The sequence below is a fragment of the Peribacillus sp. NPDC097284 genome (assembly GCF_044761765.1).
Classification (GTDB): Bacteria; Bacillota; Bacilli; order Bacillales; family DSM-1321; genus Peribacillus.
The window spans coordinates 173407-195497 of the sequence record NZ_JBIWCZ010000001.1; the positions used below are offsets into that span (position 1 = coordinate 173407).

At 40.5% G+C, this 22091-nt stretch carries 25 protein-coding genes; 5 read left to right on the forward strand and 20 right to left on the reverse strand.

All coding sequences use genetic code 11. The annotated features are described in order from the left end of the window. Positions 1 to 37 precede the first annotated feature (37 nt). The 16 genes from nusB to ACIQXU_RS00970 form a co-directional block, all read right to left on the reverse strand. Positions 38 to 430, reverse strand: a complete 393-nt coding sequence (gene nusB, locus ACIQXU_RS00895) for a transcription antitermination factor NusB (RefSeq protein WP_402869411.1) — start codon at positions 428 to 430, stop codon at positions 38 to 40. A gap of 465 nt (positions 431 to 895) precedes the next feature. Further along, on the reverse strand, positions 896 to 1309 hold the full coding sequence (locus ACIQXU_RS00900; RefSeq protein ID WP_402869413.1) for an Asp23/Gls24 family envelope stress response protein: 414 nt from the start codon (positions 1307 to 1309) through the stop codon (positions 896 to 898). Positions 1310 to 1338: 29 nt separating this feature from the next. After that, a complete protein-coding gene (gene accC, locus ACIQXU_RS00905; protein WP_402986196.1) occupies positions 1339 to 2691 on the reverse strand; it encodes an acetyl-CoA carboxylase biotin carboxylase subunit in 1353 nt (450 codons plus the stop codon). A gap of 14 nt (positions 2692 to 2705) precedes the next feature. Then, complete coding sequence (gene accB, locus ACIQXU_RS00910) at positions 2706 to 3200, reverse strand: acetyl-CoA carboxylase biotin carboxyl carrier protein (protein WP_402986198.1); 495 nt, start codon at positions 3198 to 3200, stop codon at positions 2706 to 2708. A 591-nt stretch (positions 3201 to 3791) separates the two neighbouring features. After that, positions 3792 to 4376, reverse strand: a complete 585-nt coding sequence (locus tag ACIQXU_RS00915) for a SpoIIIAH-like family protein (RefSeq protein WP_402869419.1) — start codon at positions 4374 to 4376, stop codon at positions 3792 to 3794. 14 nt (positions 4377 to 4390) lie between these two features. Further along, complete coding sequence (gene spoIIIAG / locus ACIQXU_RS00920; protein ID WP_402869421.1) at positions 4391 to 5062, reverse strand: stage III sporulation protein AG; 672 nt, start codon at positions 5060 to 5062, stop codon at positions 4391 to 4393. A 3-nt stretch (positions 5063 to 5065) separates the two neighbouring features. After that, positions 5066 to 5680, reverse strand: coding sequence for a stage III sporulation protein AF (spoIIIAF, locus tag ACIQXU_RS00925; RefSeq protein ID WP_402869423.1), 615 nt, complete (start codon positions 5678 to 5680; stop codon positions 5066 to 5068). 16 nt (positions 5681 to 5696) lie between these two features. Then, the gene (spoIIIAE, locus tag ACIQXU_RS00930; protein ID WP_402986200.1) at positions 5697 to 6944 is read right to left on the reverse strand and encodes a stage III sporulation protein AE; all 1248 of its coding nucleotides are present in this window, start codon (positions 6942 to 6944) and stop codon (positions 5697 to 5699) included. A gap of 34 nt (positions 6945 to 6978) precedes the next feature. Continuing rightward, entirely contained in the window at positions 6979 to 7359 is a 381-nt protein-coding gene (spoIIIAD, locus tag ACIQXU_RS00935) for a stage III sporulation protein AD (RefSeq protein WP_402869884.1), read from the reverse strand. Positions 7360 to 7382: 23 nt separating this feature from the next. Continuing rightward, on the reverse strand, positions 7383 to 7586 hold the full coding sequence (gene spoIIIAC, locus ACIQXU_RS00940; RefSeq protein WP_034308319.1) for a stage III sporulation protein AC: 204 nt from the start codon (positions 7584 to 7586) through the stop codon (positions 7383 to 7385). Positions 7587 to 7608: 22 nt separating this feature from the next. Further along, positions 7609 to 8124: a stage III sporulation protein SpoIIIAB gene (spoIIIAB, locus tag ACIQXU_RS00945; RefSeq protein WP_402869429.1), complete on the reverse strand. Its 516-nt coding sequence runs from the start codon at positions 8122 to 8124 to the stop codon at positions 7609 to 7611. After that, the gene (gene spoIIIAA, locus ACIQXU_RS00950; RefSeq protein WP_402869432.1) at positions 8117 to 9049 is read right to left on the reverse strand and encodes a stage III sporulation protein AA; all 933 of its coding nucleotides are present in this window, start codon (positions 9047 to 9049) and stop codon (positions 8117 to 8119) included. The genes spoIIIAB and spoIIIAA overlap by 8 nt, the downstream gene beginning before the upstream one ends. 167 nt (positions 9050 to 9216) lie before the next feature. Continuing rightward, positions 9217 to 9774 carry an elongation factor P gene (gene efp, locus ACIQXU_RS00955; RefSeq protein ID WP_402869434.1) on the reverse strand — a complete coding sequence of 186 codons (558 nt, stop codon included), beginning with the start codon at positions 9772 to 9774 and terminating at the stop codon, positions 9217 to 9219. Between the two features lie 26 nt (positions 9775 to 9800). Beyond that, positions 9801 to 10862 carry a M24 family metallopeptidase gene (locus ACIQXU_RS00960; protein ID WP_402986203.1) on the reverse strand — a complete coding sequence of 354 codons (1062 nt, stop codon included), beginning with the start codon at positions 10860 to 10862 and terminating at the stop codon, positions 9801 to 9803. Continuing rightward, on the reverse strand, positions 10859 to 11308 hold the full coding sequence (gene aroQ / locus ACIQXU_RS00965) for a type II 3-dehydroquinate dehydratase (protein ID WP_402986205.1): 450 nt from the start codon (positions 11306 to 11308) through the stop codon (positions 10859 to 10861). Before aroQ ends, ACIQXU_RS00960 begins: the two co-directional genes overlap by 4 nt. A gap of 93 nt (positions 11309 to 11401) precedes the next feature. Beyond that, entirely contained in the window at positions 11402 to 11914 is a 513-nt protein-coding gene (locus tag ACIQXU_RS00970; protein ID WP_402869440.1) for a YqhR family membrane protein, read from the reverse strand. Positions 11915 to 12260: 346 nt separating this feature from the next. Here ACIQXU_RS00970 and ACIQXU_RS00975 point away from each other — a divergent pair, with 346 nt between their 5' ends. Continuing rightward, the gene (locus tag ACIQXU_RS00975) at positions 12261 to 13214 is read left to right on the forward strand and encodes a DUF1385 domain-containing protein (RefSeq protein ID WP_402986208.1); all 954 of its coding nucleotides are present in this window, start codon (positions 12261 to 12263) and stop codon (positions 13212 to 13214) included. A 130-nt stretch (positions 13215 to 13344) separates the two neighbouring features. Beyond that, positions 13345 to 13719: an SA1362 family protein gene (locus tag ACIQXU_RS00980; RefSeq protein WP_402869444.1), complete on the forward strand. Its 375-nt coding sequence runs from the start codon at positions 13345 to 13347 to the stop codon at positions 13717 to 13719. Positions 13720 to 13738: 19 nt separating this feature from the next. On the opposite strand, the gene ACIQXU_RS00985 is transcribed toward ACIQXU_RS00980, so the two are convergent. Then, positions 13739 to 14620, reverse strand: a complete 882-nt coding sequence (locus ACIQXU_RS00985) for a patatin-like phospholipase family protein (RefSeq protein WP_402986211.1) — start codon at positions 14618 to 14620, stop codon at positions 13739 to 13741. Positions 14621 to 14699: 79 nt separating this feature from the next. After that, a complete protein-coding gene (splB, locus tag ACIQXU_RS00990) occupies positions 14700 to 15725 on the reverse strand; it encodes a spore photoproduct lyase (protein WP_402986212.1) in 1026 nt (341 codons plus the stop codon). Between the two features lie 135 nt (positions 15726 to 15860). Between splB and ACIQXU_RS00995 the strand changes: the two genes are divergently transcribed. Beyond that, entirely contained in the window at positions 15861 to 16043 is a 183-nt protein-coding gene (locus tag ACIQXU_RS00995) for a hypothetical protein (RefSeq protein WP_402986213.1), read from the forward strand. A gap of 29 nt (positions 16044 to 16072) precedes the next feature. On the opposite strand, the gene ACIQXU_RS01000 is transcribed toward ACIQXU_RS00995, so the two are convergent. Next, positions 16073 to 17317, reverse strand: coding sequence for an MFS transporter (locus tag ACIQXU_RS01000; RefSeq protein ID WP_402986215.1), 1245 nt, complete (start codon positions 17315 to 17317; stop codon positions 16073 to 16075). 332 nt (positions 17318 to 17649) lie between these two features. Here ACIQXU_RS01000 and ACIQXU_RS01005 point away from each other — a divergent pair, with 332 nt between their 5' ends. Continuing rightward, complete coding sequence (locus ACIQXU_RS01005) at positions 17650 to 18492, forward strand: sialate O-acetylesterase (protein WP_402986217.1); 843 nt, start codon at positions 17650 to 17652, stop codon at positions 18490 to 18492. Then, the gene (locus tag ACIQXU_RS01010) at positions 18489 to 19028 is read left to right on the forward strand and encodes a PadR family transcriptional regulator (RefSeq protein ID WP_402987331.1); all 540 of its coding nucleotides are present in this window, start codon (positions 18489 to 18491) and stop codon (positions 19026 to 19028) included. The genes ACIQXU_RS01005 and ACIQXU_RS01010 overlap by 4 nt, the downstream gene beginning before the upstream one ends. 202 nt (positions 19029 to 19230) lie before the next feature. On the opposite strand, the gene ACIQXU_RS01015 is transcribed toward ACIQXU_RS01010, so the two are convergent. Further along, a complete protein-coding gene (locus ACIQXU_RS01015; protein WP_402986219.1) occupies positions 19231 to 21801 on the reverse strand; it encodes a vitamin B12-dependent ribonucleotide reductase in 2571 nt (856 codons plus the stop codon). Positions 21802 to 22091: the final 290 nt, after the last annotated feature.

Below are 22091 nucleotides of genomic sequence, written 5' to 3' on the forward strand. Positions count from 1 at the left end.
GCTAAAGAAATTGCGGAGACCCATACCTAAAATAGCTTTAGTTGCCGACTTTTTCTTTGACTTTGGATAAAACGGCATTCACAAAGCTGCTTGATTGGTCATCACCGAATTTCTTAGCAATTTCAATAGCTTCATTCATCGCAACACTTACCGGGACATCATCACAATGGATCATTTCATAAACTGCGATACGCAGTAGATTCCGATCGATATTTGCGAGTCTTTCCAATGTCCAGTTTTCCAAATTATCTCTGATCATTCCATCAATCTGTTCACGCTTTTCCGCTATCCCTGTAACTAATGTTTCGAAATACTCGTCAGTGGGTGCACCGTTCAGCACACTTTCCATAGCTTCTTCCGGTTCTGACTTGGCGATATCTATTTGGTATAGTGCTTGAAGGGATTTTTCACGGGCTACTCTTCTTTTCATAATCTTACTCCTTTGACATCTACTATTATATATGAAAATGCTAGTACAGACGAACAATAATCAACAATTTATCGAAAATATTAAGTTCTTTATCGTAATTTCTATAGATTCATCTATTTTCCGCTAACAAAAACGTCAAAATACTCTCCATGACATGAACCTCTATGCAATTTCTCATGAGGATTCACGTTAAATTGATTTTTCGCCATTTAACTTTTGTACAACGGATCATGTTATATTTTTTCGAAACTGCCAAAAGTCCCTGCTTAGCTTTCATGATCATATTTCATCTTTTACACTCTAACAGAAAACCCACGTAAATTAAAGGGAAACTTCCATACACCGCCTTATTATGTTCGTATAACAGAATATTATGAGAGCGGGATGGATTCATTGAATAAAGACTCAAAACAAAAACCCGACATATAGTCGGGTTTTTGCAGGTTTTAGTTAGAATGATGCCGATTACACTTCTTGCTCGTAATCCGTTTCATTTTTTGCATTTTCGAAAGCTATTCCAACAACATGAATGTTTACTTCTCCCGCGTCGATAGCAGTCATATTTAGTAACGCTTCACGAATATTGTCTTGAACTTCCTGTGCAATTTTCGGAATAGACACACCAAATTTCATCACACAATATAGATCGACTTTGATCGTTTCACCTGTTAAGTCTACTTTAACACCTTTGCCGTGGTTCTTCTTGCCAAGCTTTTCTACTACGCCTGTCGCAAAATTCCCCCGCATATGTGCTACACCTTCCACTTCCGATGCAGCAATACCCGCGATAACTTCTATAACCTCAGGTGCAATCTCAACTTTACCAAGTCCACTATTGTACTCATCCATTTCGAGTAACTTGCCTTCCAATTCACTCATTCTAAAAGCACCTCCTGTCTTCCTTTACATTATGAGTTCATTACATCATAAATTTCAAGGAATTTGGTATTAAATTCTCCAGAAACAAATTGTTCATGCTGAAGTAACTTAATATGGAAAGGAATTGTAGTCTTAATTCCCTCAATGACAAACTCGCCTAAAGCTCGTTTCATTTTCTCGATTGCTTCTTCTCTTGTCGGTGCATGGACAATTAATTTAGCAATCATGGAATCGTAATATGGCGGTATTGTATATCCTGGGTATGCTGCAGAATCCACACGGACGCCATATCCACCTGGTGGTAAATACATCTGGATTTTCCCTGCGGAAGGCATGAAATTCTTTTCAGGATTTTCCGCATTGATCCTGCATTCGATTGACCAACCGTTAAAGGTCACTTCCTCCTGTGAAAGAGAAAGCTTATTGCCAGAAGCGACTTTGATTTGTTCTTTAATCAAGTCTACACCTGTGACCATTTCCGTAACAGGATGTTCCACTTGGATACGTGTATTCATTTCCATGAAATAGTACTTCCTATTCACATAATCATAAATGAATTCCACCGTACCTGCACCGGAATAATTAACGGCAAGAGCAGCCGTAACGGCAGCTTGTCCCATTTCCGCACGTGTCTCCCCATCAAGGGCCGGAGATGGTGTTTCTTCAACAAGCTTTTGTAAACGTCGTTGAACCGAGCAGTCACGCTCTCCTAAATGAATGGCATTCCCGTGGTTATCAGCCATCACCTGAATTTCAACATGACGGAAGTCCTCGATATACTTTTCAATATATACGCCCGGGTTGCCGAAGGCCGTTGCTGCCTCTTGTTGCGTGATATTAATGCCTTTGACGAGCTCTTCTTCCGTTCTCGCAACACGGATCCCTTTACCGCCGCCACCAGCTGTAGCTTTAATGATGACTGGGTAGCCCATTTCCTTGGCAAGTGCCACACCTTCATCCGTGTCCTTAATGATTCCTTTTGAACCTGGTACGATAGGAACACCAGCTTTACGCATGGTCTCCCTTGCCACGTCCTTAGTTCCCATTTTATTGATGGCCTCAGGACTTGGTCCTATGAATATAATATTACATTCACGACATAGCTCCGCAAAGTTAGCATTTTCTGCAAGGAAACCATATCCAGGATGGATGGCATCCGCACCTGTTTTCTTGGCTGTGCTGATAATGTTCGTTGTATTTAAATAACTATCTTTTGATAGTTTAGGACCAATACAGTAAGCTTCGTCAGCAATTTGTACATGTAGTGCCTCTTTGTCGGCTTCTGAATAAACCGCTACAGTTTCAATACCAAGCTCCTTGCAAGCCCTAATAATCCGGACTGCAATTTCACCGCGATTTGCAATTAATACCTTCTTAATCATTTAGAAACAGCTCCTCATTCAGGCTTTACTAAAAATAATGGTTGACCATATTCTACAAGTTGGCCTTCTTTTACAAGTACTTCTACAATTTCCCCGTTTACTTCCGCTTCAATTTCATTGAAAAGTTTCATAGCTTCCACGATGCAGACAATTTTGTCCGCCGTTACTTTGGAGCCTACTTTCACGTATGCATCAGCATCAGGAGAAGGAGATTGATAGAACGTTCCCACCATTGGGGATGTGATTTTATGTAAGTTTTCTTGCTCATTTATAGGAGTTGCTGGTGTTGCTGCTTCTGGCACTTTAGCTACTGGCTGGGCTGCTGGTGTAGGTGTGACTTCCACAGCCGCTTTAGCTTGTACGACTTCTTGAGCAGGTGCTGGATAAGCTACTGTACCCGCTTCCGTTTTCTTCAGCAAAATTTTGGTTCCTTCATTTTCATAAACAAATTCACCGATGTTAGATTGATCGACTAACTTAATAATTTCACGAATTTCTTGGACCTTCATTTTAGGCACCCCTTGTCTGATTTAATGGAAATTTGAGACAATTCAATATGTATATGTAATTTGCCCATCGTCTTTGGCCTCTGCCGTCTCTAGCACCGGAGCCGTTTCTTTTAAAACACCGAAAGACATTTCACATATCCCTTCTGTAATATAACAGAAGTAAATCCCTCAAAAAATATGTCTAGCAGGAAGTTTCGAATTTTTTAATACCTGCTTCTAATATCATACAATATTAGCTTGTATATATTCAATGATAGATTAGTTGGGACTTGCTATTTACAGTTCTATATTACACTTTTATCTTAAGATTGTGAATTTTTTAAATTTATTTTTAAAATATAATTCGGAATTTTTCCCTATTAAAACGGTAAAAACCATGTAAAACCGCCTTTTTTATTACTTTAAAGGGATTACATTGGATAATGCCGAGGGGAGGTATTTTTATTTTTTGTCTCCTTTTTTTGGAACCACCAAATCGATACCATCCATTTTTTTCCGAAAAAAAAGGCCTTTTCTACTAAAGAAAAGACCCAGCATGCATATTTCCTTTTTCGAAAAACTGTTGTGTATCAGTTTCCACTCACTTTAAAATTATTTTTCCGGTTGGAAATTCACGACTACATTTTGTGCATTCTCCACTTCTTTACGTACAAGGCGTATGATGTTATTAGCTTCCGTCTTCGTTTGTTTATCAGCTTTTACACTCACTTTTACATCCGTTCCATCAACCCGGACAAGCGCAGCATTATAATCCATCGCTACAATTAAGTTTTCAATGATATTTTCCTTCACTTTCGTCTCACTTAATTGTTCGATTTTAGCATAAGCTTCATCTCTTTCTTCAGCGGATAGATCGGTATCCCCCATTTTAACCGTTAACTCTTCATTCAATTTCGCACGTTCGTCCTCAATTTGCATTCTTAATGCCTCAAATTCGTCACCGGAAGCAATGGTTACAGAAGAACCATTATCCCCTGTGGAAGTCTCCGTTTCCTTTTTGCTTTCTTCTTTACTGTCTCCTTTGCTTTCCGTTTGACTTTCTGTCTGATTTTTTTGTTCTTCCGTTGCCGGCAAATCTGCTGCATTTTCTTCAGGAGCCGTTAAATAGTAGACCGAGAGCACCACTACTAGACTTAACATCGTCAATAACCAAACCGTTTGTTTTTTCAATAACATGTTCGTTTTCCCCCTTATTTTTTAGGCATGACAGAAACCCGGTGACTTGACACATCAAGCGAGCGTGTTACAGCTTCGACAATCCATTTCTTAATTTGTATATTATCTGCCCCTTTAGCGACAACGAGGACCCCTCGTACGCTTGGCTTTTGGGTTTCGGAAATGATTGGTCCCTCTTTTTCCCCGTTTTTAATCAGGACAAGCTGTTCATCTACCGAGGTGTCTTCGACCGTTCTTTTTCCGCCTTCCTGGTCGGTTTCTTGAGTCACTTGTTTTTGAGTGGTTTTATTTCTTTCATAGACTTTTTTCTCGGATGCATCCACATAGATTACGACTTTTACATCTTCCACACCTACAATGGATTCCAGGGCTTCCTTCATTTCGTTCGCCAGGTATACTTCATAATCTTTTGTCGACTTGAAGTCGGTCTGGTTTTTCTGACCGAATGTTTCCACATCCTCTTCTTCCTGCTTATTATTACTGAATACCGCTTTATCGCCCGTTATCTTCCCGGCCTGGTTCGTGGTGGTCAATAGATTCCCGGCCATCATGATTCCCACACCCAATAGGACAACAATTAAGGCATAGATATACATCGAAGGTTTTTTATCTTGGGGATCTTTTTGGTCCGGATCTTTGTTCAATAGTTTGTTTAGCCAGGATAATGGACCCTTATCTTTATTCATATCTCAGTCACTCCTCTCCCCGGCGATTTCAATGATTTCTTCATCGACAGACCAACTTGCTGCCAGAAACTTCTTGACGGCTTCGAGGTTCAACATAGTAGGTGTGGTCTTTTCCCGGGTGCTGATGTCCACCTTAGCCACCGTCTCTATCGCGGAGGATGAGTCTCTTTTTTCCGCCTCCTCCAATGAAATATTGATATGCTGTAGTTCTTCTAAGCTCGGACTTTCTTCATTCGTGACTCCGACTTCAATCGAACTGATCTTTACTTGGTACTCCTCCACCAACTCCTCTTCCACTTCTGTCTGTAGGTCAACAGCCATTTGTTCTAAAATATATGCACCTTGGGTAGCTTGTATTTCTTTTTTCTTCATTTCTGTTAAATTTCCTAAATCTTTTTTATTTGGGTTTTCAAATTCACTTGTCACAGTGGAAAGAATTTTATCAAAATCCGTATGAAATAGTCCCAAAATTGGAGTAAGAATTATCGCGATCAATAATAGTCCGATGACCATTTTTGCATATTTTTGCAGTGCTGAACTGGGAAGCAGCATATCGATCACGGTTGCCAGCAATACAAATACGATAATATTTGTTATCCAACCAGCTAAAAAGCTCACTCACACTTCATCCTTCCTAGCGGACCATCAGCGTTATATTCCCGGCTGCGATAATTACGGTGATGCATAAAAAGAACATGAGAGATACGATGGCCAGCGCTGCAAAAATATAAATCATACTCTTACTGATAATGTCGAGACAATTGATGACGGGTCCTCCTCCAAGTGGTTGCAAAAGACTGGCAGCCAACTTATAGACAAAAGCGATCATTAAGATCTTTATGGCGGGGAAAGCAATGATGAGCAGAAGGATGACGACACCTGCCAAGCCCACCGTATTTTTAAGAAGGACTGATGCACTAATGACTGTATCAGTCGCATCAGTGAACATACGCCCTATCACCGGAATGAAATTACCGGTAATGAATTTTGCCGTCCTGATCGTCACTCCATCGGCAACGGCGGATGAGGCACCCTGGACGGAAATCACACCGAGAAATATCGTCATGAAGGCACCCAGGATCCCGATAGCAAAATTACGAAGCAATTGCGCGAGTTGGGTCACTTTGTAATGTTCAGACAATGTGCTGACAATACTTAAAATGGCAGCGAAGAATAAGAGAGGCAGGACGACATATTGGATCAAGATCCCACTGGTATTCATCAGGAACATTAAGATTGGATGAAAGAATGCAGCGGATACAAGACCACCTGAAGCCGCTATTAAAGCTAATAACAAAGGTAGGAGCGCCATTAGAAAGGAAATCATTAGATCAATCGTATCTTTTGTATATTCAATGGCCACATGGAAACTATTCAGTGCCAATATGATCAATACCATATAAACGATCGCATAGGCCACCTTACTCACTGAGCTCTGTTCAAAAGCATTCTGTAGTGCTTGCAGAAACATGCTGAACACGGTCAAAAGAATGAGCGATCCCAGTAATTTACCGTTTACAAGGAGTTCATGAAAGACGAATTTCATTATGCCTTTAAACCATTGTTCGAATGAAAATTTCTTCTCACCGCTCACAAAATCCATAAAACTACCCTTTTGGCTTTCCGGTAAGAAACCGCCATATTCCGTTACGATGTCATCCCAATATTGCTTGAGCTCGTCAACGCCTAATCTTTCAATTTGGGCTTGTACCAGTTCTGATTGCATGATTGGTTCCTGGTTATCCCTCCATGTCTGTTCTTCCTCAGATTGCTTAATGGGTTCATTCTTGATTTCACCATTTTCGGCAGCATGTCCAACAGATGTATGCAGGAAAAAGAATAAAACGAATAGGAAGAATAAGAAAGGCATCTGCTGCTTCATACATTCACCTCAATTGACTAGTTGGAATAGTCCATTAACTAGGGAGCATCTGTATTACCGTTTCAATAATGACCGTCAAAATGGGAATGGCCATGGCCAAGATCAAAATCTTCCCGCTCAGTTCTATTTTGGAAGCTAATGACCCTTGACCTGCATCTTTTGTAATTTGAGAAGCAAATTCAGCGATATAAGCAATTCCGATAATTTTCAAGATTGTCTCTAAATAAACTGTATTCACATTCGCATTCACAGCTATCTTTTCAAGCATCAAAATGATTTCGTATATTTTATCCGCCAGAAAGAGAAAGATTGTACAACCTACAAAAACGACTAACAAAAAAGCAAAATTTGGCTTCTGCTCCTTGACTATCAAGGCTAAAAAGGTGGCTACTAGGGCAATTCCGACGATTTTTATGATTTCAATCGCGATTACCCCCTTTACTGGAATAGGAATACGGACTTAATTTTTTGAAATAGATCCTCTACCACGGAAGCTACCATAAACAAAATATAGATAAAGCCAAAAAGTGTCACCCACTGAGCATATTCCTTTTTCCCTACCTGATCGAGAATCGTATGAAGAAACGCCACGACAAGCCCCACACCCGCTATCTTGAATATGATGTCCACATCAATGCCCATGTTTATCCCTCCCGCATATGCCCTACATCAGCAAAATGATTAATAATAATCCTGATAAAAAGCCTAGGCTCTTCATCATCTTTTCATACTTTCTCTGTCGTTCCAGTGCATCGTTCTCTTCCCGTTCCAAGTGTGCCATCGTTAGCATGATTTGTTTTTGCTGATGATATTTATCACTTCTCCCGAGGGTTTCACCGAACTGAGATAGGATTTCAAACTCCCCTTGCTTTAAAGCAAGGGACTGCCATATCTTTTTCAAGCTAGCGTCCCAAGCCTCTTTTACAGTGGTTTCGCCTGATTCAAGTCGATTGGCAAACGTATGGAAAAAGTGGGAAAGTGGTTTTGGCATTTGCTTGGAGAGCTTCTGGGCTGCTTCTTTCAAAGGGGTCTGCCCATACATGATTTCAGCTTCAAGCGATTGCATGGCGACTTTCAGTTGACGTAACTGGCGGGGGCGCATACTCAATTTCTTGGCGGCTTCAAAGCCCGCCCATGTTGTGGCTAAAATAATGATGGCCGCTCCAATCATCTTAAACATGAGGACTCACGGCTCCACCTAAGAATAATTGGCCACCCGCCGCATCGAACACCCTATAACTCCGGTCTCCTGTCTTACTTCTTTGTAATTCAATAAAGCGTTCAAAAATATTCTGTCTTAAGATTTCCGATACAAAAGGACGTTTTTTCACTTCCTCCAGTGTATGGCCATGCGTAGTGATGATCAGTTTAATTCCTGCGTTTACGGCTTCGAGTACCGCTTGTGTATCCTCTGCCCGTCCAATTTCATCCACAACCAATACATCCGGGGACATAGAACGAATCATCATCATCATCCCTTCCGCTTTGGGGCAGCCATCAAGGACATCCACCCTTGGGCCGAATTCAAGTTGAGGAACTCCATGAACACAACCAGCTATTTCCGATCGTTCATCCACAATCCCCACTTTTTGAGGAGGGATGCCCTTCCGATCGATTCCACTCGAGATCATTCTGGCAATATCACGCAAAATGGTCGTTTTCCCTGACTGGGGGGCACCGATTAAAAGGGTATGCTGCCATTCCCCATTATATAAATAAGCCGTGAGTGGTTCAGCTGCCCCTATCTTTTCACGTGCTACCCGAATATTAAAGGAAGAGATATCCCTTATCGCCTTGACCATCCCATTTTCCAGTATGACCTTGCCCGCTAGTCCTACACGATGTCCCCCGGCTATAGTGATATAACCGCGCTTTAATTCTTCTTCTAGCGTATATAGCGAAAATTGGCCTATAGAATTCAGTAATTGCTCTGCATCACTCGGGGTCACTTCATAAGGGAAAAAGAAAGGATTTCCCCCTACTATCACTTCTAACGGCCTGCCGACTCGAATCCTCAGCTCTTCTATTTTTTCTATCATCATCGGGGTCATCCCTTGGAGATGTGCGCATAGTTTTTTCGGTAGAAAAGAAAGTACCATTTCCATTTAGGCAATCCTCCTGTATACACCACTTTCAATAAAATGTATGCCGGGAATCATATAATGATGACAAGCTAATCAAAGAAGCATCGCCTGAATTCATCTTTGTGACTAAAAAAACATAAAAAAAGCCCGGGATGATTAATCCCGGACTTCTTATGACTTAGGTTAACTTAGGCACGTGATACGTATGAACCTTCGTTTGTGTTAATCAATAATTTGTCGCCTTGGTTGATGAAGAATGGCACTTGAACGGAAAGGCCCGTTTCAAGTACAGCAGTTTTTGTTCCACCTGAAGATGTATCGCCTTTAATGCCTGGCTCTGTTTCAGCAACTTCAAGTTCAACTGTATTAGGAAGCTCGACGCCTAGTGTTTCCGCTTGGAAAGTCAAGATATGTACTTCCATGTTTTCCTTTAAGAATTTCAATTCGCGTTCGATACTTGATGCTGGAAGTTCGATTTGGTCGTATGTTTCGTTATCCATGAATACATGGCTGTCTCCACTTGCATAAAGATACTGCATTTTGCGGTTCTCGATATGTGCTTTCGCCACTTTTTCACCGGCGCGGAAAGTTTTTTCTTGGATGGAACCTGTACGAAGATTACGTAATTTAGAACGTACAAATGCCGCTCCCTTACCTGGTTTAACGTGTTGGAATTCAATAACCTGCCAAATTCCATTATCTACTTCAATGGTTACACCTGTGCGAAAATCGTTTACTGAAATCATAAATTTGTCCTCCTACATGTACATGTTTACAGAATGATTAACTCTTTTGATGAATGAGTAAGTGCTTCGTTACCACTTAATGTAACGATTGTATCATCTTCAATGCGTACTCCGCCAATTCCCGGTAGGTAAATCCCCGGTTCAACGGTAACTGCCATGCCTGGTTCTAAAATGATATCAGACCTTACGGATAATGCGGGACCTTCATGGACTTCAAGACCAATTCCATGTCCCGTCGAGTGTCCAAAGTATTGTCCAAACCCTTTTTCTTCAATTAAATTGCGAGTTAGTGCATCCGCTTCCCTACCCGTCATCCCAGGTTTAATCCCAGCCATGCCGCGTAATTGAGCTTCTAAAACAATGTCATAAATATTAATAAGTTCTTCACTTGGCTTACCGACTGCTAATGTGCGGGTGATATCCGATACATATCCATTATAGTACGCACCATAATCCAATGTGATGAAGTCACCTTTTTCGATAGTCTTATCCGTTGCAACACCATGTGGAAGAGCAGATCGAACACCTGATGCGACAATGATATCGAAAGAAGATGAAGTTGCGCCTTGTTTCCTCATGAAGAATTCAAGTTCATTGGACACATCCAGCTCAGTGACGCCTGGACGAATAAAATCAAGAATATGTGTAAAGGCAGCATCAGCGATAGCAGCCGCTTCCTTTAATATCTTAATCTCTGAAGAAGTCTTTATCAAGCGTAAATTCTCAATTACTCCCGACAACGGCAAAAGTTGAGCTTTGATAGCCTTTTCATAAGCCTTATATGTGGCAAATGTCATATGGTCTTGTTCAAAGCCCAATTTGGTAATTTTCATCTCTTCAACTTGTTTCCCGACTTCTTCAAGGAGTGTTCCTTTATGTTGAACGATTTCAAAACCCTTAGCCTGGGTCCCGGCCTGTTCTACATATCGGAAGTCAGTGATGAACTTAGCCTCTTTCTGTGAAACCAGCACGACACCGGTACTTCCCGTGAAGTTAGTCATAAACCGGCGGTTATATGTACTTGTAATTAATAACCCATCAACGTTCACTTTTTCCATTGATTCGCGCAACCGTTCCAGTTTATTCATTTAATTCTCCCCCTTGCAATTTTCGTAATGGCCTGTAATGCCAATTCATATCCATGTATTCCCAATCCGACAATCTGTCCAGCTGATACCGGGGCAGTAACCGATTCGTGACGGAAACTCTCACGGGCATGTATATTCGAAATATGCACCTCAATAACCGGAACATCAATACCGGCAATCGCATCACGAATCGCATAGCTGTAATGCGTGAATGCTCCTGGATTAATGATGACCCCATCGAATCCATGATCTTCTGACCAATGTAGTTTATCGATGATCGCACCTTCATGATTAGATTGAAAACAGCTCAAGTCCACATCTAACCCTTCTGCTTGCTCATTCAATTGGGCTTCCACATCTTCTAGGGTAGAGGAGCCATAATGAACCGGTTCCCGTTTACCTAATCGATTAAGGTTCGGACCATTAATTAATAAAATTTTTATCATCTTTCCAACACCTGCTCATGGTTAAATAATGCTTTCCATGAATATTCTATCATAATTACAAATTGTCTTACTACTTTTTTACAAACGGCCCGATCAGCTTCCCGATTGATTTTCAGCGATTTCTTTTTGACGCAGATATTCCTGATGGTCATAGGATATAGAATATCCTACAAAAAGACCGTATAATATAAAAATGCAAACACTGGTTATGATGGAATTGGATGACATCTTCGAAACAGCGGGCAAATCTGAAAACATTGGCTTGAAAACAAAAACCAGTAATGCCCAACAAATCACACCATAAATCAGACCAGCAAAAATGCTTTTAATTTTTTTTAAAAGCCCATAATATATGAAAGCAACACCAATGGAGAGGATTCCGAACACTAGCAAAGTCATCATCGTTCCCTGCCAACGGTCAATCCAGGACATATCCGACCAGGAAGTTAAGATGAATTTCGGACTAAACTCCATAAACTTAAAATAATGTGCCGCCACTCCGGCTAAACTAGCAAAGATTCCCCCAAAAATACCAATGGCAAATACATTGGCAAGCAACAAACTTTTATTCTCTTGCTGATGATTACCTGTTTCATTTGTAGACACCTTAAACACCTCCGATATATAGTATGTCCTTTCTTAAATAGGAATATTTTCTTTTTTGGGCCTTCGAGGGTAGATTTACTAGAGGTTTTTGTTATTATTCTGTATGATTAACTCATAAATAATGTACTTTTCTCAAAGGATAATATCCATTCAATGTTGAAGTTTATATGTATAAGAATGTTTCTTCCTGAGATGGTTCATTTATGTTCGTGTTTAGGAATAAGTTCCCCGCTCATCATCAATAGATTGATGAAAGGTCGATTTATAAAAACCTGAACATATTTTGGCTATACATGTTAGCATTCATGAGAGAGCTACGTGAAAAACTATTTAGGTTGGTGTAGAAATGTCTGAGGTTCAAAAACCCGTTTATGGAGGGCAGGCTGTCGTGGAAGGCGTCATGTTTGGCGGCAAGCATCACACAGTCACCGCTGTCCGTCGCAAGGATTCAACGATCGTGTATTACCATTTACCACGAGAATCAAAGCCTGTGATGAATCGGCTAAAAAAAATCCCATTTGTACGGGGAATCGTTGCCCTTATACAATCAAGTGCAAATGGCTCTAAACATCTTAATTTTTCCACAGAACAGTATGAAGAGGAAGCTGAAGGAACCAAAGTAGAAAAGAAAAAAGAAGTCAAGGAGTCTTCAAGGTTTAGTGTATGGTTAAGTGTGGCTGTTATCGGTGTTCTATCATTCCTATTCGGGAAATTGCTGTTCACCCTCGTTCCCGTTTTCCTTGCAGAATTGACAAGACCCATTTTCTCTAGTCACCTGGCCCAGATCCTAGTGGAAAGTTTATTTAAATTGATACTACTGCTCGTATATATTTACGTAGTATCCATGACCCCATTAATCAAGCGCGTGTTCCAATATCATGGGGCAGAGCATAAAGTGATTAATTGCTTTGAAAGTGGCAAAGAATTGAATGTGGCCAATGTCCAGGCAAGTTCAAGGCTTCATTACCGTTGCGGCAGTAGCTTTATTCTATTTACTGTCATTGTCGGCATGTTTGTGTACCTTCTCGTCCCGACCGATCCTCTTTGGCTCCGTGTCGTGGATCGCGTTTTACTTATCCCTGTCGTCCTAGGCATAGCTTTTGAGGTATTGCAGTTGACGAATAAAGTGAGAGATATTCCTGTTCTTCGTTACCTTGGATATCCTGGTCTTTGGCTTCAATTGTTAACCACAAAATCCCCTTCAGACGATCAGGTCGAGGTTGCACTCGCTTCCTTCAATGAGCTCTTAAAGATGGAAAAAAGTACGGAGGAAGGTTTAGACTCGGATGTTATTGTGTAAAACACTTATAACTGACTTTCGGAATAATATGATAAGTATTACTCCCTCTTTACTTTTTGGGAATATTTTGAATGGATAATGTTTAAAATAAGCTAAAAATGCTTATGATGCTCTTAAGGAGGTGTCTTTGTTGAAACGTTTCATATCTATTTTGATATACGGAATCATCGCCCTCGGAGTCTTCGGACTGATAAGCAGAATGGTTACTGACCCAATCGGACTCCTAAAGAATATTCTGATTATTGCCGCGGTCGCTGGGATTATTTATATGATCTACACCGGATTAACAAAGAGTAAGCCAGTGAAAAAAGAGCAACAGGCATTTCGTAAGGCTGCACGTCAGTCGAAAAAGCGGCTAAAGAGCAAAACTTCGAAAAAGGATAATGTGGCTAGCTTTTCGGCAGCGAAAACGTCCAAGAAAGGTTTAGCACGTAAGAAAACGGAGAGTCACTTGACGGTCATTGAAGGAAAAAAAAATAAAAAGAAAAATCGGGCCTCATTTTAGGAGCCCGATTTTTTTCTTTTTAATAGGTCCATCGTTTTAAAAACTCCCTTGTGTAAATTCGTCCACGTTCTATTAATTCCCCCTTCATCTCATCATTCATATTGAAATCCATCGCGGAAATACCCTTCATCGGAATAAACACGATGTTGTTAACATGTTTTTTGGATATATAACGTGAATCGTGAGCATCCTTCATCGTTTTGAACAGGGCCGAGAATAACTCCACTGCGTTTCCTACCTCATGTGGCTTCCATATTTCATCCGCACTCAATCGCAAACCGATGACGGGTCGTTCCTTTCGTATATGTTCAGAATTGAATAACCACATGGGGAAGTTGCTCAATACTCCTCCATCAACGAATAGGGCCGTACTTTTCCCTACATTCAGCTTGACTGGTTCAAAAAAATAGGGAATGCTGCAGCTCATCCTTACCGCTTTAGCCACTGAAAAAGTATGAGGGTCAATCCCATAGTTCTTCAAATCATCAGGTAGGACGACCAACTTCCCATTTGTGATATCCGAAGCGATTATGCGAAGAGATTGAGGGGGAAGATCTTTGAAGGTAACCACATTTCTGATAGCCAGTTTTTGAGCTACCCATTTTTCTAATGCCTCCCCCTTGTATAATCCCAATTTCCAATAAACTAAAAGCCATTTTGCAAAAGGAATCGGTATAAGACCGTGTCTCCTATCCAATAAACCAGATAGGTTTATATCAATAAAGAGTTTCTCCATTTCTTCCCCTGTATACCCAGCTGCTATGAAGGCAGCTATAATAGAACCCGCACTTGTTCCTGCAGTTCTATGAAATGTAAATCCACGTTCCTCCAACTCTTGGAATCCACCCAATAATCCATAGCCTTTTATCCCGCCTCCGGAAAATACGCCGTCAATGATCATAGCTGCCCTCCCCACCCGGTCTATTCATTTTTAAGCAGGAGCAGGGCTTATTATGACTGTTTTGGCGAAACTTTTCTCTTTAAGTAAAGTACTGAACTACAGCTTTCGGAAAAAATTCCTCTATATACTCTCTTATTGTCGTTTCCAACTCTTTTGCTTCTTCATTTTGATAAACGTATTTACCGATTCCATAACGGCCCCATTTATATTTCCGTTTGGTTTCATCCAGTTCCAACTTTGTTTTGGGATAATTTTTTTGAATCACTCTTTTAGCAGGCCCCGTAAAGCGATGTTGTATTAATTCAAACGTTAAATCCGGTATGTCGACTCCTTTTAAGCCCTCGCTCAATCGTTGGAAGAGTTCATAATACCCTCCCTGCCAATCTTCATGCCTATAAATGGGAGCGACGATGAATCCTAATGGGTAGCCCGCACCCGCCACTTTTCGTGCTGCCTCTATCCTCTCGTCAAAGCTTGAGGTACCAGGTTCAAAATTCTTGATCACATACCTTGAATTGATGCTGAACCTGAATCTTGTCTTACCATTATGCTTTGCATCCAAGAGATGATCGACATGATGAAATTTGGTTACAAACCGAAGCACACCATATTCACTTTTGCCAAAGTATTCGATAGCCCGTTTTAATGAATGTGTCAAATGGTCAATGCCGACGATGTCAGATGTACAAGCGGCCTCGAAACGGGTAATTTCTGGTTTTCTTTCGTTCATGTAGTTTTCTGCAGCCTCAAAAATCTCATCCAGATTAACATAGGTCCTTATATATGGTTTGGTACCAAGCGTTGTCTGTAAATAGCAATAATGACAGTGCCCCATACAGCCTGTGGCCAAAGGAATGGCATACTCGGCCGAAGGTTTAGAGGTATCGAATTTCAATGTCTTTCTGATACCTACAACCAGTGTGGATTTAGCTACACGATACTTTTGAAGATCATTATCTCCGGGTAAGTCCCGAATTTGATTATGAGAGGTCGTTTCACGGATTTCGATACCCATGTCCTCGAACTTCTTTTTCAGTTCTCTTCCTAAGGGGTATTCAAGGGCCCGTGGTTCGATATAAACAAGCTGTGGGATAAAGGGTTTCATATCCATCTCCATTCATTGACCGATCCGGTCATAGTTTTAGTTAAACTAGACAACCTATATATAAGGATAGCTTTTGCCACTTCTAAAATCCTCATGATGGTTTTTATTCTGTAAATAATGGAAAGGAGATGCAATATGTCAAAGAAGCAAAATGCATTCCGAAAAGTAACCGAAAATAAAGAAATGACTGTCACAGTTAATGAAAATCCAACTTTACAGCGTATCCCTGGAGACTCTGTCGACAAGTACTCCATTTTAAGAAGTGCAAATCTTGAGCTGGCCGAAAAAGAAATCGGCCAACAAATGGAAAACAACTGACAGATACAACAAAGAGAAAGCCGATTCCTTTAGGATTCGGCTTTCTTGTCGTCCGGTTTCAATGTTTTTTTATTAATGATTTTAAAGACGAGGAATAGCAAGATGAGACCAATCACGGCGGAAATAATATAACTCATGTTTAAATGATTTTTCATTAACACAGACATGAGCGGTGGTCCTGCCGCGACACCGATAAACCTGGCCGCGCTATAAAAAGACGAGATGGTTCCTCGTTGTTCCTTTTCGATATTCTCAGTGATGAGCGCATCCAATGTTGGAAGTAGCGCCCCAATGGCAATCCCCAATATACTCACTAGAATGAGCATGATCACGAGTTTGTCCTTTGTATATCCTACAAATGCCACGCTTGCCGACATCAGTATTAAACTGACCAAAATGATCTTTCTCATCAAAGGAATGCTTCCTTTGATTTTCCTCCCCGCTATATAAGAGGAGATACACAGGAATAATAAAGGGATAGCCAATATAAAGCCTTTTTTCACTCCTTTTAGATGATGCAATTTCTCCAGATTATCCGATAAGAAAAATAGCACCGCAAAAAGAATGAGCATGACGAAAACACCCAATATGAAGACTACGAACAGCCATTTTCCTTCTTTCTTAAAGGTAGCCTTCGTTTTTTTAAAAAATTCCTTGAACTTAAGAGGCTCATCTTCATTTTTTGGAACCTTGATGCAAAAGAATACGAAAATGATTGAGATCAGGCTAAAAAAGGAAATGGAAAAGAACGGAAGGAACCAAAGGACAGCTGCAAACAAAGATCCTAAAATCGGACTTAAAACTTTGCCGAACGTATTTGACGTTTCGATGATGCCAAGCGTCGAGCTGGTCTTTTCATCGTCATCCTTATAAAGGTCCCCCACTAACGGAAGAATAATCGGTGACGCCCCAGATGCTCCAATCCCTTGAAGGATCCGCCCAATGATTATCCAGGTATATGGACTGTCCATTTTCCAGGATGCGAACCCTGCAACCAATCCTCCAACTAAAGCTAATATCAGACTCGGTAGTATGACTTTTTTTCTTCCTATGCGATCAGATAAGTAACCCGCCACGGGGATAAGAAAGATGGACGCGACCGAATAACTGGTGATTATCATACTCGATTGAAATGAAGTGATATTCACTTTCTCTTCAAAAACCGGTAGTACGGGTATAAGCATTGAATTCCCCAGGGTCATAACGAGAGGAATCGAAGCCATGCTTACAATACACCACACGCTAACCTTACTATTACCTTTCTGGTTTTCCATTCAAACACCTCATTAATGTTGATAATGAATAGTCTAACCATAAAACTGAAAATACTTCATAAAGACGTTTTCCAAAAAAAAGGGTTAGGGCGTGCTAATAGGGAATAACACAAAAAGTCGTCGAGGAAAGCTTCTTAGCTTACCTCGACGACTTTTTGTAGCTTTTTAATAAGTTTAAGTATGACATATAAGGTAATCAGCATGATGGGATTCTATATTTTTCGTTAGTAAAAGTTCCTTGTAGACAAACAAGTTGACGATAGTCTAATTAGACTATATAATGATGAAAGTCTAATTAGACTATATCAGTTATCCAAAGGCGTGAAAATTAAATGACAAAATCTTTTTTAATGTTAGGTCAGTCAAATATGGCAGGACGTGGATTCTTGCATGAAGTAGATCCTATCTATAATGAAAAAATAAAAATGCTACGCAATGGTCAATGGCAAATGATGACCGAACCGATTAATTACGATCGTCCTGTTGCTGGTGTAAGTCTCGCAGCATCTTTTGCAGAGGAATGGTCGAAAGTCAATCCTGATGATGAAATTGGCTTAATTCCTTGTGCGGAAGGATGCAGTTCTTTAAATGATTGGCATCCAGAAGGTACCCTTTTTAAACATGCTTTATCTGAAGCTCGATTTGCGCTTGAGTCTAGTGAAATCTGCGGTATTCTTTGGCACCAAGGCGAAAGTGATAGCAACCATGGTCTTCATGAAACATATTATGAGAAATTGGTCCTGATTATTGATACTTTAAGAAAAGAATTAGAACTTGAAGATGTCCCTTTAATCATTGGTGGACTTGGTGACTTTTTAGGGAAAATAGGTTTTGGAAAATACGCAACAGAGTCTCAACAAGTTAATGAACAGTTACTCCGATTTGCTCATACTCAGCAAAACTGTTACTTTGTAACGGCAGAAGGCTTAACAGCCAATCCGGACGGTATTCATTTGGACGCTGTTTCGCAACGAAAATTTGGTTATCGCTACTACGAGGCATTTTCGAAAAAGTGCGATGTCCTAACACCTCTTTCGAATGAAGAACAATCATTAAAAACCAATACTGACTATTCAAAAACAGAACAAATTTATATTCATAGTATGAATATGGCTTTAAGCAAAATCACATACGCTGAATTTGAAGCAAAAATGATGAAGGTGATGCAATCATAATCCCCTTGCTTATACTTGGCCTGCTGATCCAAAATCCTGGAGCGCATGGCTACGAACTACTAACTTTAATGGAAAAACGACATTATAAGTATATCGTTAACTTTACGAAGGGTTCATTTTATTACAACTTACAACAACTTGATGAAAAAGGCTTGATTGAACAAGTTCATCAAACAATTTCAAGCAATGGGCGCGAAACCCACCGTTTTATTATCACAAATTCAGGAATGGAAGAATTCGAAAAATTAATGGTGAAGTTTGGAACTAAATCCGAATATGTCAACTTACAATGCTATGTGGCGTTACTCTTTGCAGATGATTTCGATAAATATAAATTATTAAAATTAATTCAAGCACAAATTGACCAGACTGAAGCTCGAATTGCTCTCCTCGATGATTATCTAGCCATCACAAAAGAATTTCCTGGTAAAATCGATTATTTTCGCCGCATGAACGAAAATTCTCGTTCTCATCATCAAGTGAACTTAAAATGGTTTAAAGAATTGAAAGAAGAAATAGAAGAGCCCAATGCATAAATATAATATCCCCTATCAATATTACTTAGTAAAATTGATAGGGGATATTTATTTAAGGAATCCATAAAAAGGTTTTCAATAATAGAACATTCCTCTACTTGAAATCACACTGAAATCCTCTAGACATTAAAAAACAGCCCTTTGGACTATCTTAATCCAAAGGGCTGTTTTTTTATGAACGATACATCTTTTCATTACTGGTTTAAAGCCCGCACTTCAATTGGGCACCACAATTCGTACAAGTATTGCATCCGCCCATTTCCTGGACTTCACCCTTACGGCAAACTGGACACGTGTTACCCACTTCCGAACCTATCGTTACATTAGTCGAACGCAGTTCATTGATGGTATCAACCAGAACGACTTTTTTCTTTTCTTCCACATCTGTTAAGCCATCCATTTCAAGCTGCTGTTCCATTTGGTTTTCTTCAGCTTTTAATGTAAGAACCTGGCTGTCACGGCTTCCATCTACATAAACCGTTCCACCTTTTGCGCCGCCTTTATATAAGCGCTCGTACACTTTTTGGACCTGCTCGACGGTATACCCTTTTGGGGCGTTAACCGTTTTACTGATTGAGCTATCAATCCAACGTTGAATGATGCATTGAACATCCGCATGGGCTTCAGGAGCCAATTCCATCGCCGAAATAAACCATTCAGGAAGGTTATCAGGATCGGCTTCAGGATGACGATCCAAGTATTCCTGAACGATGTCCGCTTTGACTTCAATGAATTTCCCTAAACGTCCGCTACGGAAATATGTGAACGAGAAGTATGGTTCAAGACCTGTCGAAACGCCGACCATCGTACCTGTGCTGCCCGTAGGAGCCACGGTCAATAAATGGGAGTTCCGGATACCGTGCTCGGCAATGCTTGTACGAATATCCTCAGGCATCTTCTTCATGAATCCAGTATTCGTGAAGCGCGTTCTAAGCTCATTCGTTTCTTCATCCGACGTTCCCTTCAGGAACGGGAAGCTGCCTTTTTCTTTTGCAAGTTCAACCGAAGCCCTGTAAGAAGACGTAGCAATCGTTTCAAACACTTTGTCGACCAGGATTTTTCCTTCTTCTGATCCATACTCGGTTTCACAATAAATTAGCAAATCATGCAGTCCCATGACACCTAATCCAACCCGTCTCTCGCCGAGTGCTTGTTTTTTGTTTTCCTCTAGGAAATAAGGGGTTGCATCAATGACGTTATCTTGCATCCGCACGCCCACTTCAACTGTTTTCTTAAGTTTTTCGAAGTTAACGGTCTTATTATCTTTATCCGCCATCTCAGCTAAATTGACCGCTGCCAGGTTACACACTGAAAATGGAGCCAATGGCTGTTCACCACATGGATTCGTAGCAACGACTTGCTGTCCATAAGCTTTTGCATTCGTCATCTCATTGGCATTATCAATAAAGAATATTCCCGGTTCTGCTGAGTACGTCGCACAAATGTTAATCAGGTTCCAAAGCTCCTTAGCACGGATCTTACGGTAAACCCGGACTTTATGGCCCATTTTTTCCCACTCGCGTACGTCTCCTACATTGTGCCACTCATCATTATAAATCGCCATTTCTTCCGCGTCGTAGCTTTCGACATCAGGGAAGCGCAACTCATACTCCGTATCTTTTTCGACGGCTTCCATGAACTCTTTGGTTAAGCAGATTGAGATATTGGCACCAGTCAAAAAGTCCGGATTGTGGACGCTATACGTTCCGCCTACGCGAACTTTTTCTTCAGCATCCCTAATGATTTTTTCACTGAATCCACCTAGACCCGGAATCTCTTTATAATTAATGATTCCTTGGTACATCGCCGTTTCTTGTTCGGTATGCGGTGTGAACTTCAATTTATCCGATGCATATTTCTTTATGGTTTCATCTTTTGTGTTCTCCATTAGGTAACGAAGAATCCTCGGATTTTGCATTTTTGAAATAATGAACTCCGCAATATCTGGATGCCAATCAGTAAGCATGATCATTTGGGCACCGCGTCTACTTCCACCCTGTTCAACCAAATGAGTCAATTTCGCTATATCATCAAGCCATGAAACAGAACCTGAAGACTTGCCATTGACCCCTTTCGCAAGGGTGTTTCTTGGACGGAGAGTAGAGCCATTCGTACCGACTCCACCACCACGGCTCATGATCTCCATGACTTGCTTTCTATGCTCGGAAATCCCTTCGCGTGAATCTGGTACAAACGGCATGACATAACAATTAAAGTACGTTACATCCGTGTTAGAACCAGCGCCATATAATACCCGGCCGGCCGGCACGAAATTAAGGTCCTTTAATTCTTCATAAAATTTATTGAACCATTCCGTTCTTTTTTCTTCAGTCGTTTCCACTGAAGCCAAACCAGTTGCATTACGCTTGGCAATTTGCTCGTAATATATTTCAAGCGGCTTTTCGATGATATCAAGCGGCCGATTAATGATTCCTGTTTCCACTTCTTCCGGATTATCCAGCACTCCGCGGAACTCTTCATCCACTAAAACCTTTGCCTTTTTCGATTCCCAATCTATTTCGACGATATGGCCAAGACCACGTGCAGGAAATTTCGGATCTTCTTTAATTGTCAATACTACAAAATCGCCAGCAGAGAGTGTGATTTTTTCAGTATCCTTAAAAGAATAACGGTCAAGCATAACTAGACGGGACACGCCCTTATGCATCATTTTCATATCAGCCGTTACAGGATGAACTTGGGGAAATAAAGATATATCTTTATTCAACCTTTCTAGATCAACCTTTAAAGCTTCTTTAATTACAACCGACATAATTCCCTCTCCTTTACATGTTTCAGATCCGTTCTTGTTGCAAAAATCAATATGTAACCTACATGTCCGTTTCGCTTAACAAGTTACACTAAATTTATCATAGCGAAACACAAAATTCAACATGTAGTGTTTAAGTATTTATTTTAACCACTATATATTGTGTTGTGGTTGATTGTCTTTTAATTTTGTCAAACGGTGAATCAATTAATTGAGTTAGTAAAAGGGAGGAAAATGTCGATTTATAATAAAAATTAGACAGATTTCAATGAATTTGAACATTGCATTTTGCC

Coding starts and splice junctions, on each gene's coding strand:
- nusB (WP_402869411.1), bottom strand. CDS start 430: ATGAAAAGAAGAGTAGCCCGTGAAAAATCCCTTCAAGCACTATACCAA.
- ACIQXU_RS00900 (WP_402869413.1), bottom strand. CDS start 1,309: ATGAGTGAATTGGAAGGCAAGTTACTCGAAATGGATGAGTACAATAGT.
- accC (WP_402986196.1), bottom strand. CDS start 2,691: ATGATTAAGAAGGTATTAATTGCAAATCGCGGTGAAATTGCAGTCCGG.
- accB (WP_402986198.1), bottom strand. CDS start 3,200: ATGAAGGTCCAAGAAATTCGTGAAATTATTAAGTTAGTCGATCAATCT.
- ACIQXU_RS00915 (WP_402869419.1), bottom strand. CDS start 4,376: ATGTTATTGAAAAAACAAACGGTTTGGTTATTGACGATGTTAAGTCTA.
- spoIIIAG (WP_402869421.1), bottom strand. CDS start 5,062: ATGAATAAAGATAAGGGTCCATTATCCTGGCTAAACAAACTATTGAAC.
- spoIIIAE (WP_402986200.1), bottom strand. CDS start 6,944: ATGAAGCAGCAGATGCCTTTCTTATTCTTCCTATTCGTTTTATTCTTT.
- spoIIIAC (WP_034308319.1), bottom strand. CDS start 7,586: ATGGGCATTGATGTGGACATCATATTCAAGATAGCGGGTGTGGGGCTT.
- spoIIIAB (WP_402869429.1), bottom strand. CDS start 8,124: ATGTTTAAGATGATTGGAGCGGCCATCATTATTTTAGCCACAACATGG.
- spoIIIAA (WP_402869432.1), bottom strand. CDS start 9,049: ATGGAAATGGTACTTTCTTTTCTACCGAAAAAACTATGCGCACATCTC.
- efp (WP_402869434.1), bottom strand. CDS start 9,774: ATGATTTCAGTAAACGATTTTCGCACAGGTGTAACCATTGAAGTAGAT.
- ACIQXU_RS00960 (WP_402986203.1), bottom strand. CDS start 10,862: ATGAATAAACTGGAACGGTTGCGCGAATCAATGGAAAAAGTGAACGTT.
- aroQ (WP_402986205.1), bottom strand. CDS start 11,308: ATGATAAAAATTTTATTAATTAATGGTCCGAACCTTAATCGATTAGGT.
- ACIQXU_RS00975 (WP_402986208.1), top strand. CDS start 12,261: ATGTCTGAGGTTCAAAAACCCGTTTATGGAGGGCAGGCTGTCGTGGAA.
- ACIQXU_RS00985 (WP_402986211.1), bottom strand. CDS start 14,620: ATGATCATTGACGGCGTATTTTCCGGAGGCGGGATAAAAGGCTATGGA.
- splB (WP_402986212.1), bottom strand. CDS start 15,725: ATGAAACCCTTTATCCCACAGCTTGTTTATATCGAACCACGGGCCCTT.
- ACIQXU_RS00995 (WP_402986213.1), top strand. CDS start 15,861: ATGTCAAAGAAGCAAAATGCATTCCGAAAAGTAACCGAAAATAAAGAA.
- ACIQXU_RS01000 (WP_402986215.1), bottom strand. CDS start 17,317: ATGGAAAACCAGAAAGGTAATAGTAAGGTTAGCGTGTGGTGTATTGTA.
- ACIQXU_RS01005 (WP_402986217.1), top strand. CDS start 17,650: ATGACAAAATCTTTTTTAATGTTAGGTCAGTCAAATATGGCAGGACGT.
- ACIQXU_RS01015 (WP_402986219.1), bottom strand. CDS start 21,801: ATGTCGGTTGTAATTAAAGAAGCTTTAAAGGTTGATCTAGAAAGGTTG.